5 protein-coding genes are annotated in these 15,537 nt (G+C 61.8%); 1 reads left to right on the top strand and 4 read right to left on the bottom strand.

Annotated elements, in window-relative coordinates:
- From P7C00_RS08490 to P7C00_RS08480, 3 genes are all read right to left on the bottom strand, one after another.
- Entirely contained in the window at positions 1-9,285 is a 9,285-nt protein-coding gene (locus tag P7C00_RS08490; RefSeq protein ID WP_404938667.1) for a hemagglutinin repeat-containing protein, read from the bottom strand.
- Between the two features lie 27 nt (positions 9,286-9,312).
- The gene (locus tag P7C00_RS08485; protein WP_404938665.1) at positions 9,313-11,055 is read right to left on the bottom strand and encodes a ShlB/FhaC/HecB family hemolysin secretion/activation protein; all 1,743 of its coding nucleotides are present in this window, start codon (positions 11,053-11,055) and stop codon (positions 9,313-9,315) included.
- A gap of 411 nt (positions 11,056-11,466) precedes the next feature.
- Complete coding sequence (locus tag P7C00_RS08480) at positions 11,467-12,807, bottom strand: DEAD/DEAH box helicase (RefSeq protein ID WP_346634816.1); 1,341 nt, start codon at positions 12,805-12,807, stop codon at positions 11,467-11,469.
- Positions 12,808-13,000: 193 nt separating this feature from the next.
- Here P7C00_RS08480 and P7C00_RS08475 point away from each other — a divergent pair, with 193 nt between their 5' ends.
- Entirely contained in the window at positions 13,001-14,299 is a 1,299-nt protein-coding gene (locus P7C00_RS08475; RefSeq protein ID WP_346634817.1) for a mechanosensitive ion channel family protein, read from the top strand.
- Between the two features lie 159 nt (positions 14,300-14,458).
- On the opposite strand, the gene P7C00_RS08470 is transcribed toward P7C00_RS08475, so the two are convergent.
- Complete coding sequence (locus P7C00_RS08470; RefSeq protein WP_346634818.1) at positions 14,459-15,322, bottom strand: carboxylate/amino acid/amine transporter; 864 nt, start codon at positions 15,320-15,322, stop codon at positions 14,459-14,461.
- Positions 15,323-15,537: the final 215 nt, after the last annotated feature.

The following is a 15,537-nucleotide window of genomic DNA, read 5'->3' as shown; positions in this document are numbered from 1 at the left end:
TCATTTCACCTTAGGCGGACGTTGATTCGCGATACCATTTATCAATCCCCTCTCAATAAATCGCTGGTGAGTCACATTACCCGAGGGATCAAGAATATACTCATATATACCTGACTTTCCATTAAGATCACCCGATGTTTGCAACAATATTCTATCTACTCCATCACCACCTGTTAACGTAAAGGTCTTACCCGCCGCGAGCTGTTCCTTTGCAAGATAGCTAGCTGCAATATGTGACATATCATCTTTCAAACCACTGCCTACACGATTAGCCGACAATATTTTATCGGCAACACTATTTATATCTTTCTCAGCTCCGCCATCACTATACATCACCCCCGGATTCAGCTTGTGCTCCGGAGTCACATAGGCACCATCCTTCTGCACTCCATCCAGCTGAGTACCGCCGGTATGCGGCGTTGTAATAACTCCGCCACCCTCAGCGTAGCCCCCGCTGGCGGGGTTCCATCCTGATGTAATAACAATCGGATTAACCAGCTTTCGGTTTTCGTCATCAAGTAGATGAACTGGGAACGGCATGAGGGTGACCATTTCCCAGGCTGCCATCGTAACCTTGAGTTGGTTCTGCATTTGCTCCTTTGTTAAAGCGAAATCTTGGCTTACAGCTTTAATCATCGAATTAGCAGAGTTACGCATCCGCTCTTGACTTTCAGGTGTCAAAGTAGGATAGACCAGAGCCGCAGCAAGTGCTGCCATTACTCCAACATAGGCTACCCCTTGTACATAATTCTGCGCCGTTGTAGGAGAACCTCTCAGAGTGGAAATCATTGCTGTCAGTTCAACTGATTTCTCAGGGCTTTCGCGGACAATTTCCTTCATCCGAGCGAGAAGAATCTTTTCCCCATCGGAATTTAAGTCTCCCAACTGCTCCCTCAGGCGAAACTCAATAGCCTCCGCACGTCTGTTCTCATCCTTACTGAAGGCTTTTAGATAGTTTTCGGTTTCTACCAGGACTCTATTAATGTCTTCGGATGTGCCCTGAAGATTGTCTGGCGACGCGATTAGAACGCCCATGCTGGCCAAGAGAAGGGTCAGCTTTACCATCGTCTCCCGGCTTTTTTCCCCATACAACTCAACACTCTTCTTCCACTGCTCATACGCCTTCTTCGGGCTCGCCACCGCTCCAAGGGAAGAACTGCTCGCATACAAATCCGTACGCGACTCCTCATCCTTGGTGATCTCATACGCCTTGCTCACATCCCGATTCAGCCCGGCCGTTGAATCAGCCCCGGTCTCGACATCCTTGCGCACCACAATCTCGCCCGCCCCGACGGTGGCGCGCACGATCTGCTCGCGGTCCTTCTGGTAATCCCAGCCGCTGACGCTCCAGCCGGTTTCACCTTCCTTGCCTTTACCCACCTGGCTGCTGTCTTGTGTGGTGCCACTACCGGAGCTGTAGGTGCCGCCCACGTTCAGGTAATAGCCGTGTTCCTTGTCCTTGCCGGCGATATCGCTGAAGCCCAGGGTGCCGGTGTCCAGCTTGAGGTTGCCGTTGTCAGCAGCGATCAGCGCACCGTCGATTTGGGTGTGGTTTTCGGTGCGGATATCGACCTTGTTCTTGCCAGTGATGCGGGTTTGCTCTTCAACCCAGTCGGTCTTGCCGGTGGTCTGGCCATAACCGACCGAGCCACTGAGCCCCGGAGCAGGACCAAAGGTGGCGGTGACGCTGATGTCGAATTCCTTGCCCTTGACCTTGCCGGTATCGGCGACCGAAGCGACGTTCAGGTCTCCCCCGACACGCCCGATCACTTCATCGCCACGCAGGTTGGCACCAGAAATGTTGGTGTCCTTGCCACTGGTGAAGCCCAGACGCTCCCCGGCATAGAGATAAGCCTCTTGCTGGCGCTCGCCTTCACGCTCCAGATTGCCTTTGCCCATGCTGACGCTGGCGTAGACGCCCACGCCTTCTGAACCAAAGGTGAAGCCCATCTCCCCACCACCACTGTTGCGGTTGTTCTCGCTGCTGTGGTCGTTCTGCGCGGCGCGGATGTTCAGGTCGTTACCGGCATCCAGGTCGATGTTGCGTCCGGCCTGGGCCTGGGTGCCGATCAGGTTCAGGTCGTTGCTGGCCTTGAGGTTGATGTCGCGCCCGGCATCCAGTTGGGTGACGGTGGAGGAGCCTTGGCTGCTCTCGGTGCTGGCGGTGCCGAAGCTGCCGCCGACGCCGATCTTGAAGCCACCGCTGGTGCCGCCGTGAATGCCGCCCCACATCTCGGTGTTGCTGGTTTCCTCGCTGATGCTGCCTTTGGCCACATCCAGGGTGACGTCGCGCCCTTTGATGTTGATGTCGCGCCCGGCACCCAGCTGGCTGCCCTTGACGGTCACGTCGTTGTTGGCCGTGAGATTCAGGTCGTTGCCGGCGTGCAGGGTTGAGGAGCGGTTGCTCTGCTCGATGATCTCCTGGCTGCTGCTTTGCTTGCTGTTGCCAAGCTTGACGTCAGCGGTCGGCCCGGCGAGGAACTGGCTGACCGAGTCGATGGCCTTGAGGGTGCTGGAGGCTTTGCTGGTGTTGTTTTCACCGTCGCCGGCACCATTGACCGCGTCCTTGGTCTTGCCATAGTTGTGGTTAAGGGTGACACCCAGGCCATTGCGCTCGCTTTCACGCTGCTGCTCGGTCACCCGCACTTCCCGGGCGGCGTCGATCTTGATGTCGCGGCCGGCCACCAGATTGATGTCGTGATCGGCCCGAAGGTCGGAACCCACCTGATTGATGTCGCGCTTGGCGTTGACCGACAGATCTGCACCGGCGCTGATCTGGCTGGCGGCGGCGGTCTGGGTTTCAACGCGATTCTTCTCCTTGTTGCGCTCGGCACCGGCGAAGAGGCTGACACCGTTGTCGTCGCTGCTGACGCCCACGCCGACTTGCTTGCTCTTCTTCCAGTCCTGCTCCGCCGAGCTGTTCTGTGCCGCCACGACATTGACGTCACGTCCGGCGTCTAGGCTGACATTGCGCCCGGCGCTGATGCCACTGCCCACCACGTTGATGTCGCGCTCGGCCTTCAGGCTCGCATCGCGGTCGGCCAACACCTGGCTGCCCACGCTGGTACTGCTTTGCGCCTGGCGCCCGGACTCCTTGGCCGAAGCAAAGGAGACGCTGGCCCCGGAGGAGGAAAGCCCGACCTTTTTCTTGTACTGCTCGCTGCGGCTGTAGGCCGTGTCGTTGGCCGAAACCAGATTGATGTCACCTGTGTCCTTGACCAGCCCGGCGCGCAGTTCCACATCGTTGCCGGCCGTGGCTTCACTGGCCCGCAGGCGGATATCGTTGCCTGCTGCCAGCACCACATCGTTGCCAGCGCTCAGCTCGCTGCCGACCTGGGTCGCGGTGGTTTGCAACTGGCTCTTGCCGCTTTTGGACAGGCCAAGGAAACCGGACTTGGTCTTCTTGCTGTAGGAGCCGTGCTCCTCGACGCCAGAGAGGATCGCCACATCGCCGGTGGCGCCGACCATCAGGTCTGCACCGGCCTTGAGCTGGCTACCGATCAGCGTGACATCGCGGCCGCCGTTGATGCTCATGCCGCCATCGGCTTTCTTGCTGGTGTTGAGGGTCAGGTCTTTCCCGGCCTCAACCACAGAGGCGACGTTGGTGCTGTGGTAACTCTCCTGTTGCTTGCTGCTGCTCTGACCAAAGGAGCCTTTGCCCTTCTTGGACATGAAAGAGGCAGTTTCATCCTTTGCCGACAGCACATTGAGATCGCGAGCGGCATCCAGGGCGACGTTCTGCCCCCCTTTAACCCGGCTGGCCACCAACGTCAGATCCTGGCCTGCCTTGATCGACAGATCACCACCCGCCTCTACGCGTGAAGACTGCTGGCGAACCTGATCGTCAGAACTTCTACCGTTACTGGTTTTGAACGAGCTATGACCCGCATTCGCCGCAGACTCGATGGTCACATCTCGCGCTGCAACCATCGACAAGCTTTGCTGGGCAGCAACCTTGCTCGCCACAACTTGAATGTCTTGACCCGCTGCTGCTTTCAGACTGCCGGCTATCTGGACGTCACTGGCATTTTGTGTGGTCTGACTACGCGTCCAGAGATCTTTCTTGAACTGGCCATTGCTGCTGTTCGCCTGTTCGGTGGACGTAATGGACAGGTCACGCCCAGCGCTGAGCACCGCATCACCGCCTGCGGTCAATGCGCTGCCGGTATTTTTCAGGTCCCGGCTTGCAGTCAGGGTCAGATTGTTGGCGGCCTCGATACGCGCTGCACTATCAACAAAATCGCGCTGCTCATTACTGATGGAAGTGGAGCTCTGATGGCGAGTCAAAGTGCGCTCGTTAACCACGTCCCCATCAGTTGCCGTCAAGGCCACATCGCGCCCTGCGACAACACCACCGGCCTTGTTCAGCAGATCCTTGCCCGCCGTCAGATTCAGGCCCTTGCCCGCCTCCACCAACCCACTATTGACCAGGTTCTCCCCCGCCACCGCCGACAGGTCATTGGCCGCGCGCAGGGTGCCGACGTTGTTCAAGTCCTTGCCGGCAATCAGGCTCACGTCCTTGCCGGCGATCAGGGAGCCGTTGGGCGCCAGGCGGTTGTTGGCCTGGGCCAGGTACAGCACTGGCACCAACACCTGTTCGCCGTTCACTTCATGGCTTTCCAGCCAAACGATGTCGTGGGTCAGGGCGGCGACTTGCTCGGAGGTCAGGGTTACGCCCACCGACAGGTCAAGCTGTTGCTTGCTCTGGAGGGCGTTGTCCATCAGGTGCTTGAAGAGCTTTTCGTTGCTGTCCTGGCCGTCGATAAAGCGCTGGCCGGTGCGGGCCACCATGGCTTGCTGGATGAGTTTCTGTTCGTAGAAACCGTCCCCCAGGCGTTTGGCGCTTTGGTCCGGGTTGTAGCCGAGGTGGGACAGCAGGTAGTCCGAGCTCATGAACTGCTTGAGGTTGGTCAGCGCCGGGTTGGTTTCGATCAGGTACTTGTGCGGCCGGGACAGGCTTGCGGCGTCCGGTAGGCCGGCGATCTGCGCAGGCGTCGGGGCCTGGGCCAAGGTGCTGCCCTGGCCGCTGAGGCGGAACAGGCCGTTGCCGCTGGTGGGCAGGGTGAAGCCCGGCAGTACCAGGGGGTTGACCTGTTGCTGGGCCAGTTCCGGGGGCAGTTGCGGGTTGATCCGGATCGGCGTCGAGTAGCCGTTGCCAACGCCGGTGTCGGTCAGGGTCTTGCCGGCGCCGACGTACTCGTAGAAGGAGCGGATCACGCTGTTGTCGAGGGTTTTGTCAGCCTTGAGGTTGACCTTGCCACCGGCCTGGAGGGTGGCGGCGAAGGATTGGTCGCCATCCACCACTTTGCTGCTGGAAGACCGCAATACCCCGGTCCAGGCGATAAAGCCGCTGAGGTCGGAAGCGAAGCTGGCCGAGGGCGTCGGGTTGTTGCGGGCGTTGAACGCGGCGGCATGGGCGGCGGCGTTACCGGTCTCGTTGACGAAGCTCTGATAACGCCGCAGGGTAGTGATTTCCTGGGGTTGCAGGCCCTGGTTGTGGACGGTCTCGGCCTTGACGTTGAGGTCGCCGACCGCGGTGATCAGGCTGCTGGTGTTGGTCAGGGTCTGGGTGTCGATCTGCAGGTCGGCGCCGCTGTTGAGGCTGGCGGCGGCGCTGCTGTTGGTCACTCGCAGACGATCGGTTTCGGCCACTTCCCAGAAGCCGTTGATGCGGCCGCCTCCGCGGTCGTCGCAACCAATCCACTCACACGGCAAGCGGGTGATACTGGCCGCACTCTTTTCGTGCTCGGTGTACTGCAGCACGTCCATGACGTTGTTGACAGTAGTGGCGGCGATGCTCAGCTTGCCGAGGCTTTCGATATCCCCGGAACGGTTGTCCAGCAGGTCGGCGCGGGTTTGCTGGTCGTCCTTGGCGATCAGCGCGGTGCCCAGGCTGTACACCTGGGCGTAGCGGTTGGTGAAGCTGGTGGTTAGCAGCTGCATATTGCCGCCGCTGGAGATCAGGCCGTGGTCGTTGACCAGGGTGGCGGCGTTGAGGTTCAGGTCTTCGCCGCTGCCCAGGGTGCCAAGGTTGTGGATGCTGGCGGCGTTCAGTTGCAGTTTCTGGCTGGCGGTGATGCGCCCGGCGCTGTTCAGCGCGCCGTCGACCTTCAGGGTGCTGTTGGCGCCGCCGGCGATGCTGGCGCTGTCCGCCAGATCCAGTTGGGCGGCATGCAGGTCCAGTTGACCAATGCTGCTCAGGCGGCCCTTGCCGCTGTAGTTGCCGCTCAGGTCGAGGTTGAGCGCGGCGTCACTGCCGATCAGGCCGTCGTTGCTCCAGTGGCTGCCGCTGCCGGTCAGGCCGTTGCCCGCCAGGAGCTGGCCATCGGCGGTCTGGGTCAGGTGGTCGACCTTGACCAGCAACTGGTCGGCCTGGATTGCACTGCTGTTGGTCCAGCGCTCGGCTTCCAGGGTCAGTTGGCCGGCGGTCTTCAGGCGGCCGCCGACGTCTTCGAGGTTGGCCATGGAGATGCCGAACATGCCGCTGCCGCTGTGCAGCAGGCTGCCGCCGCGGTTGTTGAAGCCGCCGGCGTCGAAGGCCAGGTCGTGGTTGGCGGTTTCCAGGAAGCCGTCGCGGTTGTCGAAAGTGCCGCCGATATCGAAGCGGGTTTTGCTCGCCAGACCCAGGGCCCGCAGTTGCCCGCGCTGGTTGTCCAGGCTGGCGGCGGCGGTGGCCAGGGTGCTGCGGCTTTCGATCAGGCCCTGGCGGTTGTCCAGGGCGCCAGCCAGTTCCAGCTCGATCTGCCGGGCGCTGATCTGGCCGGCGCTGTTGTCCAGGTCCTTGGCGCTGATATGCAGCGCCTGCTGGGCGAAGAGCGCGCCGTCACGGTTGTCGAGGCGGCCATCGGCGGCGGTTTCCAGAGTGGCGCCGCCGTTGAGGGCCGAGACCTTGCCCGCGCGGTTGTCGAGGTGGGCCGCCTTGAGCGTCAGGTCGCCCTGCTGGGCAATCACTTGCCCGCCTTGGTTGCCGGCGGCGGCTGCCACATCGAGGCCCAGGTTGGTCTTGGCCTGCAGCAGGCCCTTGGCGCTGTCCAGACGCTCGGCATTGAGTTGCAGGTCGGCTTCGCGGCTGAGGATCTCTCCGCCATCGCTGTTCTGCACTTCGCCACTGGCGCTGATCAACACTGAATCATTGGCCGCTACCCGGCCTTTCTGCCGGTTGTCCAAGTGTTCGGTGAACAGCCGCAGCCACTGCTGGCTGGAGAGGTCGCCGCCCTGGTTCTCAACCTTAGTGCTGCGCTTGAGCAGCAAGGGGCCGGCGGCAGACAGCGTGCCCTGGTTGTTGATCAAGTGTCCCAGCAGGTCGAGGGTGACGCCCTGCTTGCCGGTGAAGGTGCCGTGGCTGTTGTCCAGGTCACCACCAATGAATTCCAGGTCGCCGCTGGCGTTGACTGTGCCGCCCTGGTTGCCCAGGGCCATGGCCTGCAGGGTCAGGGTGGTGGCGCTGTCGAGGGAACCGCCCTGGCTGTTGTCCAGCCGCTCGCTGAGTTTGAGGCTCTGTGCACCCGCGCTGGAGATCACGCCCTTGAGGCTGTTGTCGAGGCTCGCGGCCTTGACGTCCAGGGCCTGCTGGCTGACCAGGCCACCGCCCTGGCTGTTGTTCAAGGCGTTGTTGAGGGTGATGTCGACAGCGCCCTTGAGGCTGGAGACGGTGCCTTTGTTGCTGTTGTTCAGGCCGATGCCCTTGAGGGTCAGGCCCTGCCAGCCAGACAGCAGCCCGCCCTGGTTGTCCAGTTCCGCAGTACCGGTAATCTCCAGGGTCTGTTGCGCCAGTACCACGCCGGTGAGGTTGTCCATCCCGGCCAGCACCAGGGTGCTGCTGCCCTGGCTCGACAGCTCGCCGCCGCTGTTGCCCAGGTGGCCCAGGGTGGCGTTGAGGGACTGCTGGCTCTTGATCAGACCGCCCTGGCCGTTGCGCACCTGATCGGCATTGAGTTGCAGGCGCTCGGCGCTCAGCAGCTTGCCCTGATGGCTGTTATCCAGAGTCCCGGCACTGACCGTCACCTGGCGCTGGCCGCTCAGGGTGCCGCCCTGGTTGGTCAAAGTCTGGGTAGTCGTGACCGTCAAATCACGGCTGGCCACCACGCTCTTGCCAGTGTTGTTCAGGTTTTGCGCCGTCAGGGTGACATCGCCGTTCGGGTTGCGGCTGTTGTCGAGGTTGACCCCGGCTTCGATGATGCCGTGGTTGTTCAGTTGCCCGCCGCTGCCGAGGGTGACGCTGTTGGCCGCCGCCAGGGTGCTGTGGTTGTTCAGGTCGTCTTGAGTTTGCACCTTGAGATCGGTGCCGGCGTAGACCGCGCCCTTAGCATCGAGGCTTTGCGCCTTGATCGCCACCGCGCCCTTCTCCGCGCTTGCCTCCACCATGCGCAACTGGCCGTTGGCATCCAGTTGGATATCACCGCCGCTGGCGATCAGCTTGCCGTCGAGCTTGACCCCGACCCCAGCTTCAGTGCCCACCAGCTTGATGGCCCCGGCGTACATGCCGCCCAGGGCCGAAGAGTCGATGGCCAGTTGCGGTGCCTCCGCTGGGTTGGCGGCGCGGGCTGTGGCATTGAGGGTCTTGGCATCGACATCGTTGGCCCCGGCGATCACCGCCAGGTGCTTGGCCTGGATCTCGGCGTTGATTTTCGCGCTACGGGTGATGATTTCGAACTGGTCGATGTTGCTGGCATTGAGCCCCGCGCCCTCGATGGACACGCTGCCCTGGTCCACCTGATAACGCTGGATCTGACCGTTCTCGATCACCGGCTTGCCGGTGGTCAGGGTGGCTTTCGGGGTGTTGATAAAGCCGCAGCCGTTGCAGCTCACGCCATAGGGGTTGGCAACGATGACATGGGCCGATTGCCCGGCCACTTCGGTGTAGCCCTTGAGCTGGCTGGGGCTGCCGCCGTTGACTTCGTTGAGGATCACATTGGCCGCGCGGCCACCCAGGTTGGGGTTGCCGAGGATGATCCCGCCGAGTTGGGTTTCCTGGGTACGGTTGATGGCGTTGTTGAGGATCACGCCCTGCTGGCCGACGTTGTAGTCGCTGAACTGGTTATGGGACAAGCCACCGCCATTGGGGGCGGCGATGTTGACGATGGGCACGCCATTGCCGGCCTGACCGAGACTGGTGCCGCTGCCGTTGACCACGATGCCGTCGGCCATCGCCACCACGGGCTGCCAGAACATCATGTTGGCCAGGATGAACGCCAGTCCGCGTTTGGACAGCCCCCAGAACGTATCCCGCGCTTGCAGGGTGGCGGAAGGCTGGCGGGCCAGAAAGGCAAACTGACGAGCGTCCATGTCATGTATCTCGGGTAAAGAGCGCAATTAAAGGAACAGGTCCAGACGGAAATAGATCGGTGCTTCGCGTTCACTCAGGGCTTCGGGCCGTTCGAGGGAATGGGCAAAGGTCACGCTGGCGGCGAGGTTCTTGCCCCGGGCAAAGAACTCGATGGAGTCGCTGGAGACCCGGCCATGCTGCTCGGCGTTGTAGCGGTCGTTGCGGATCGCGCCGAGGTCATAGCCCAGCCCCGTGCCGTACTCGGCGAATACCGGGCGCAGCCAGTCCCAGGTCACCGGGCGACTCCAGCGCAGGTCGTTGCGCCAGTAGTAGCCGCTGTCGCCATTGAGGCTCTGGTCCTTGTAGCCACGGATCGAGGACTGGCTGCCCAGGCTCATGCGTTGCGAGCTGAACAGCACATCCTCGCTGCGCTGGCCGGTGACCAGGCTGCTGAACACCAGGGACTCTTCCCACAGCTTGAACGGCTGCAGGTAGCTGGCGGTGGCGGTGTACTTGCGGTAGCGGGCGTTGGCCTGGCGATTGCCGTATTTGTCGCGCTGGTTTTCGCGCTGGGCATCGAAGGCGCCAATACCGTCCTGCAGCCCCAGGTCGAGGTTGAGGAAGGCACTGCCGATGCGCCGGCCGTGGTTGATGCCGAACTGGGCTTCGCTGAGACGGTTGCTGCTGTTACTCAGCTTGCTGTCTTCGATGTAGTTGTTGGTGCGCAGGTAGCTCAGGCCGCTGTTCAGCGAGGTCTTGCTCACGGCGTCGCGATGAATCACCCGCTCCACCCGCAGTTGATGGTTCTGGCTGTCGCCGGTCTGCTTGAAGTTGAAGCCAACGGCCTGGGCCAGGGAGCGGTATTCACTCTGGCTGTAGCTGTAGCTGAGGTTCCACCAGCCAAACGGCAGGTTGTAGTAGAGCATGGCGTTGCGCGAGGTTTTCTGGTGGTCGCTGACGGCGTCGTGGCCGCCGCGCAGCACCAGTTGGTCGGCCAATCCCAGGGGGCTGTCCCATTCCAAAGAGCTGCCCCACTGCTGCTCGCCGGTGCTCTTCTGGCCCTCGTTGCTGCGCGACAGGCCGACGCGCCAGGGCTTTTGCGCATTGTTCTTGACCAGCACCTGACTGCCGCCCACGGCCTGCCCTGGGGCCAGTTCCATCTGCGCCTGGTTCGACGGCAGGCGGTTGAGCTGGTCGACCATCTGCTCGATCTGCCGCAGGTTGAGCAGCTCACCGCTGCTGCCGGGAAAGGCCATGTTCAACTCGCGGGCGCTGAGCTTGCTGTCTTCCGCGGCCTTGAGCCCTTCGAGCTTGCCCTCCACCACCAGCACTTGCAGGTGGCCGCTGGACAAGTCCTGTTGCGGCAGGTAGGCACGGCTGGTGACCAGGCCCTTTTCGATATAGCGGTTGGTGATGACCTTGAGCAGCTCGTTGAGCTGGGCCACCCCCAGGCACTGGCCGATGTAGGGCTTGAGCAGGCTCTCGCGTTCGCTGGCGGACAGCGAATCGGCGCCTTTGAGCTGGATGTCCTGAATCGGGAAGCAGCGGCTATCGCTGGGCGCGCTGGGCGCCACAGGCGCGGTGCTCTTGCCGGGCAGGTCCTTGAGTTCTTCGAGACGCCGCTGCTGTTCTTCCAGCAGGCGATTCTGCCGATCGCGGATCAGGTCCTGGTCGCCGGGGTTGAAGGTCGGTGCGGGCAAGGGAGCGGCAACAGCCATGTGCACGGTGCCGACTAGCAGCAGGCAAGACAAGGCACAGCACAACCTCATCCCGAGGGTGGGGATAGACATATTCGGTCCTTCGAAAGGGCAGCAAGGGTCAAGACAGGGCGGGCGATGTTAATGTGCCACCATCTTGGCGTCAAATAAGCGCTGAACGCCCCGACAAACTGCGTACACCCCCGGAATCCGGGCCTTGCAGTGGGTGCCGATACTGGATTAACCCCAATAACCGACACATCAGACACTTCTGAATCTTCAGGAAAGGTTTCTTGGTAGCGGACTGTTGATCCGCCAGAAGCGTCTCTTCGAACTTGGTCTACTTAGCCAAAACTCAGGGCATGGCCCAGATTGCCCGGGATGCCGGAATGGGCCGGGAAACCCAAGGCCAGTTGAGCCATCGAGGCCCGGAGTAGCTCTGAAAGCCAGCCCAAAAAAAACCCGGACCAGGTCCGGGTTTTTCGTTTACCGCTGGCGGCAGGCTTATTCGGCTGCCGGCGCCTGTGGCTTGCGGCGCTTGAGCGGCGCCAGACCGTCCTGGCTGACCAGGCTGTCGCTTTTCGGCCGATTGGCGGTCTTGCGCTTGGTCGGCGACTTGGCCACGGACTTTTTCTTGTCGCCCTTGGCGTCGGTCTTTTTCTTCTTCACGCCAACGGCCTTGCCGGACGCCTTGACCTTTTTCGGGCCGCTGTAGGTGCCTTTGACTTCCTTGATGGTGCGGCGCTCGAAGCTCTGCTTGAGGTAGCGCTCGATGCTCGACATCAGGTTCCAATCGCCGTGGCAGATCAGCGAGATGGCCAGGCCATCGTTGCCAGCGCGGCCGGTACGGCCGATGCGGTGCACGTATTCGTCGCCGCTGCGCGGCATGTCGAAGTTGATCACCAGATCCAGGCCGTCCACGTCCAGGCCACGGGCGGCGACGTCGGTGGCCACCAGAATCTTGACCCCGCCCTGCTTCAGGCGATCGATGGCCAGCTTGCGGTCCTTCTGGTCCTTCTCGCCGTGCAGGACGAAAGCCTTGTAATCCTGGGCCACCAGGCGGCCGTAGATGCGGTCGGCCATGGCCCGGGTGTTGGTGAAGACGATGGCCTTCTGATAGGTCTCGTTGGCCAGCAGCCAGTTGACGATCTGTTCTTTGTGCTGGTTGTGGTCGGCGGTGATGATCTGCTGACGGGTGGTTTCGTTCAGCTGGCTGACGCTGTTGAGTTGTAGGTGCTCAGGGTTGTTGAGGACCTTGGCAACCATTTCCCGCAGGCCGGAGCCGCCGGTGGTGGCGGAGAACAGCATGGTCTGCTGGCGGTTCGGGCATTCGTCCACCAGGCGCTGCACGTCTTCGGCAAAGCCCATGTCGAGCATGCGGTCGGCTTCGTCGAGCACCAGAACTTCGACTTCTTTGAGGTCGAGGTTGCCGGCGTTGAGTTGCTCCAGCATGCGCCCCGGGGTGCCGATGAGGATGTCCGGCACTTTGCGCAGCATGGCAGCCTGGACCTTGAAGTCTTCACCGCCGGTGATCAGGCCGGACTTGATGAAGGTGAACTGGGAGAAACGCTCGACTTCCTTGAGGGTCTGCTGGGCCAGTTCCCGGGTCGGCAACAGGATCAGGGTCTTGATGCTGACGCGGATCTTCGCCGGGCCGATCAGGCGATGGAGGATCGGCAGGACGAAGGCGGCAGTCTTGCCGCTGCCGGTCTGTGCCGTCACCCGCAGGTCACGCCCTTGCAGCGCGAGCGGAATAGCCGCTGCTTGCACCGGCGTCGGCTCGACAAATTTAAGCTCGGCCACGGCTTTGAGCAGGCGTTCGTGCAGGGCGAATTGGGAAAACACGGGTGCTACCTCGAAGATATGCAAAAAAACAGCTGCATAGGGTAACGGTTTCGAGCGCGAAGGCCGAGTTTCTTTGTGCAAACGGTCGCAAAGAGTTGGTTTTTTGTTAACCGATTTGTCCTTAACCGTAACTTTGCCAGGGTTAAATGCTCTAATCCCCCCCTTGTTCCATATAGAAGAATCGTTTTAGCCCATGGACTTCAAACAGCTCTGGCTCGATACCCAGGATCTCTGGGGAGCCCTCGATCAACACCCTCTCCTGCACGCCGGCATCGGCCTGGCCCTGTTACTGGTGGTCGCCCTGGTACTCGGACGAGTGGCCCGCTACCTGGTCCTGCACGCCGTCAGGCTGCTGGGGCGCCAGCCGGCCTTGCACTGGCTCAATGACCTGCGCCACAACAAGGTATTCCACCGCCTGGCGCAGATGACCCCGTCCCTGGTGATCCAGTTCGGCCTGCACCTGGTGCCGGAGCTGAGCAAGACCAGCCTGCTGTTCCTCGGCAACCTGGCCATGGCCTTCACCATCCTGTTCCAGCTCCTGGCCCTGAGCGCCCTGCTCAACGCCCTGCTGGACATCTACGCCCGCACCGAACACGCCCGCACCCGCTCGATCAAGGGCTATGTGCAACTGGCGAAGATGGTGCTGTACGTGTTTGGCGCGATCATCATTGTCGCCACCCTGATCGACCGCTCGCCGCTGTTGCTGCTGTCCGGTCTGGGCGCCATGTCGGCGGTGATCCTGTTGGTCTACAAGGACACCCTGCTGTCCTTCGTCGCCAGCGTGCAGTTGACCAGCAACGACATGCTGCGGGTCGGCGACTGGATCGAGATGCCCCAGGTGGGCGCCGACGGCGACGTGGTGGACATCACCCTGCACACGGTCAAGGTGCAGAACTTCGACAAGACCATCGTTTCCATCCCGACCTGGCGCTTGATGAGCGAGTCGTTCAAGAACTGGCGCGGCATGCAGCAATCCGGCGGCCGGCGGATCAAGCGCAGCCTGTACATCGATGCCAGCGGCGTGCGCTTTCTGCATGACGACGAAGAGCAGCGGCTGAGCAAGGTGCGCCTGCTCACCGACTACATCGGGCGCAAGCAGGCCGAGCTCAAGAGTTGGAACGAAGCCCAGGGCAACGTCGCCGCACTGTCGGCCAACCGTCGGCGCATGACCAATATCGGCACCTTTCGCGCCTACGCCCTGGCGTACCTGAAGAGCCATCCCGAGATCCAGCCGAACATGACCTGCATGGTGCGTCAGATGCAGACCACGGCCCAGGGCATTCCGCTGGAGATCTACTGCTTCACCCGCACCACGGCCTGGGTGGATTACGAGCGCATCCAGGGGGACATCTTCGATTACCTGCTGGCGGTGATGCCGGAATTTGGCCTGAACCTGTACCAGCAACCCAGCGGCACCGACCTACGGGCCGGGTTGTTGCCGGCGGTACTGGGGGCCAGCCACGTGCCGCAGATCGAAAAACAGGCGCTGTAACCTCGTAGGAGCTGGCTTGCCAGCGAAGGCGTCGGCCCGTCAGGTGCAAGGCTTGCGGACCCTTTCGCCGGCAAGCCGGCTCCTACAGATCAGCGAAGGCGTCGGCCGCTCAGGCGCAAGACTTGCGGGCCTCTTCGCCGGCAAGCCGGCTCCTACGGGTCAGGTTGTCAGGCGGGACGGGACGCCGCGGCGGCTGATCCATACCGCGGCGAGGATCACCAGCCCACCCAGCATCAGCCGACCCAGGTCTTCATGCTGGTTCCAGATCAGCAGGTTGATCAGTAGGCCTATCGGCACATGCAGGTTGTTCATCACCGCCAGGGTGGCACCGGTCACCAGGCACGCGCCCTTGTTCCACCAGTACATCCCCAGTGCCGTGGACACCAGCCCGAGAAACAGCAGCACGGCCCATTGCAGCGGTGCATCTGGAAGGAAGTGGGCCTTGCCGAATAGCAGGAACGCCGGCAGCACCACCAGCAACGCCCCCAGGTAGAAGTAGCCGAAACGCCGGTAATGCGGCAGGTCGCTGGGGTAGCGCGCCACCAGGTGCTTGTACAGCACTTGTCCGGCGGCATAGGTGAAGTTGGCCAGTTGCAGCAACAAGAAGCCGATGAAGAAGTCCGGGTTGACGCTGTCGTAGCGAATCACCACCGCGCCCGCCACCGCCACCAGCGCCGCCAGCAGCCCCCAGGGATTGAAGCGTCGGTTCAGGGCGTCTTCGATCAGGGTCACGTGCAAAGGCGTGAGGATGGTGAACAACAGCACCTCCGGCACCGTCAGCACCCGAAAGCTCAGGTACAGGCACACGTAGGTGATGCCGAACTGCAGGGCACCGATCAGCAGCATGCCACGCATGAAGGCCGGTTCCACCCGGCGCCAGCGAGTCAGCGGGAGAAATACCAGTCCCGCCAGCAGCACCCGCACCAGCACCGCGAAGTAACTGTCGACATGACCGGCCAGGTATTCGCCGATCAGGCTGAAGGAAAACGCCTGGATCAGGGTGACAAAAAGTAGATAGCCCATGTTCGCCTCATCTTGAATGGCGGCGACGATAGCGGTTTTGCCGGTACAGATGAAATCCCGGGCAAAAAAAAGCCCGATCTCGCTAGGCGTGCAATCGGGCGTCGGCACTGAAGGAGCAACCAGTGCAAAGGGAGGTTCGATGCGCGAACCGGCTTGAAGGGGATCCGCAGGCGCTACTTGAACACCTGGGGATTATCTGCGGATTAACGCCGCTG

It is taken from the genome of Pseudomonas sp. JDS08PS003, assembly GCF_045013505.1.
Classification (GTDB): Bacteria; Pseudomonadota; Gammaproteobacteria; order Pseudomonadales; family Pseudomonadaceae; genus Aquipseudomonas; species Aquipseudomonas protegens_B.
The sequence above is the reverse complement of the archived record's forward strand: the minus strand, read 5'-3'. Positions and strand labels throughout refer to the sequence as shown.

Coding starts and splice junctions, on each gene's coding strand:
- P7C00_RS08490 (WP_404938667.1), bottom strand. CDS start 9,285: ATGGACGCTCGTCAGTTTGCCTTTCTGGCCCGCCAGCCTTCCGCCACC.
- P7C00_RS08485 (WP_404938665.1), bottom strand. CDS start 11,055: ATGTCTATCCCCACCCTCGGGATGAGGTTGTGCTGTGCCTTGTCTTGC.
- P7C00_RS08475 (WP_346634817.1), top strand. CDS start 13,001: ATGGACTTCAAACAGCTCTGGCTCGATACCCAGGATCTCTGGGGAGCC.
- P7C00_RS08470 (WP_346634818.1), bottom strand. CDS start 15,322: ATGGGCTATCTACTTTTTGTCACCCTGATCCAGGCGTTTTCCTTCAGC.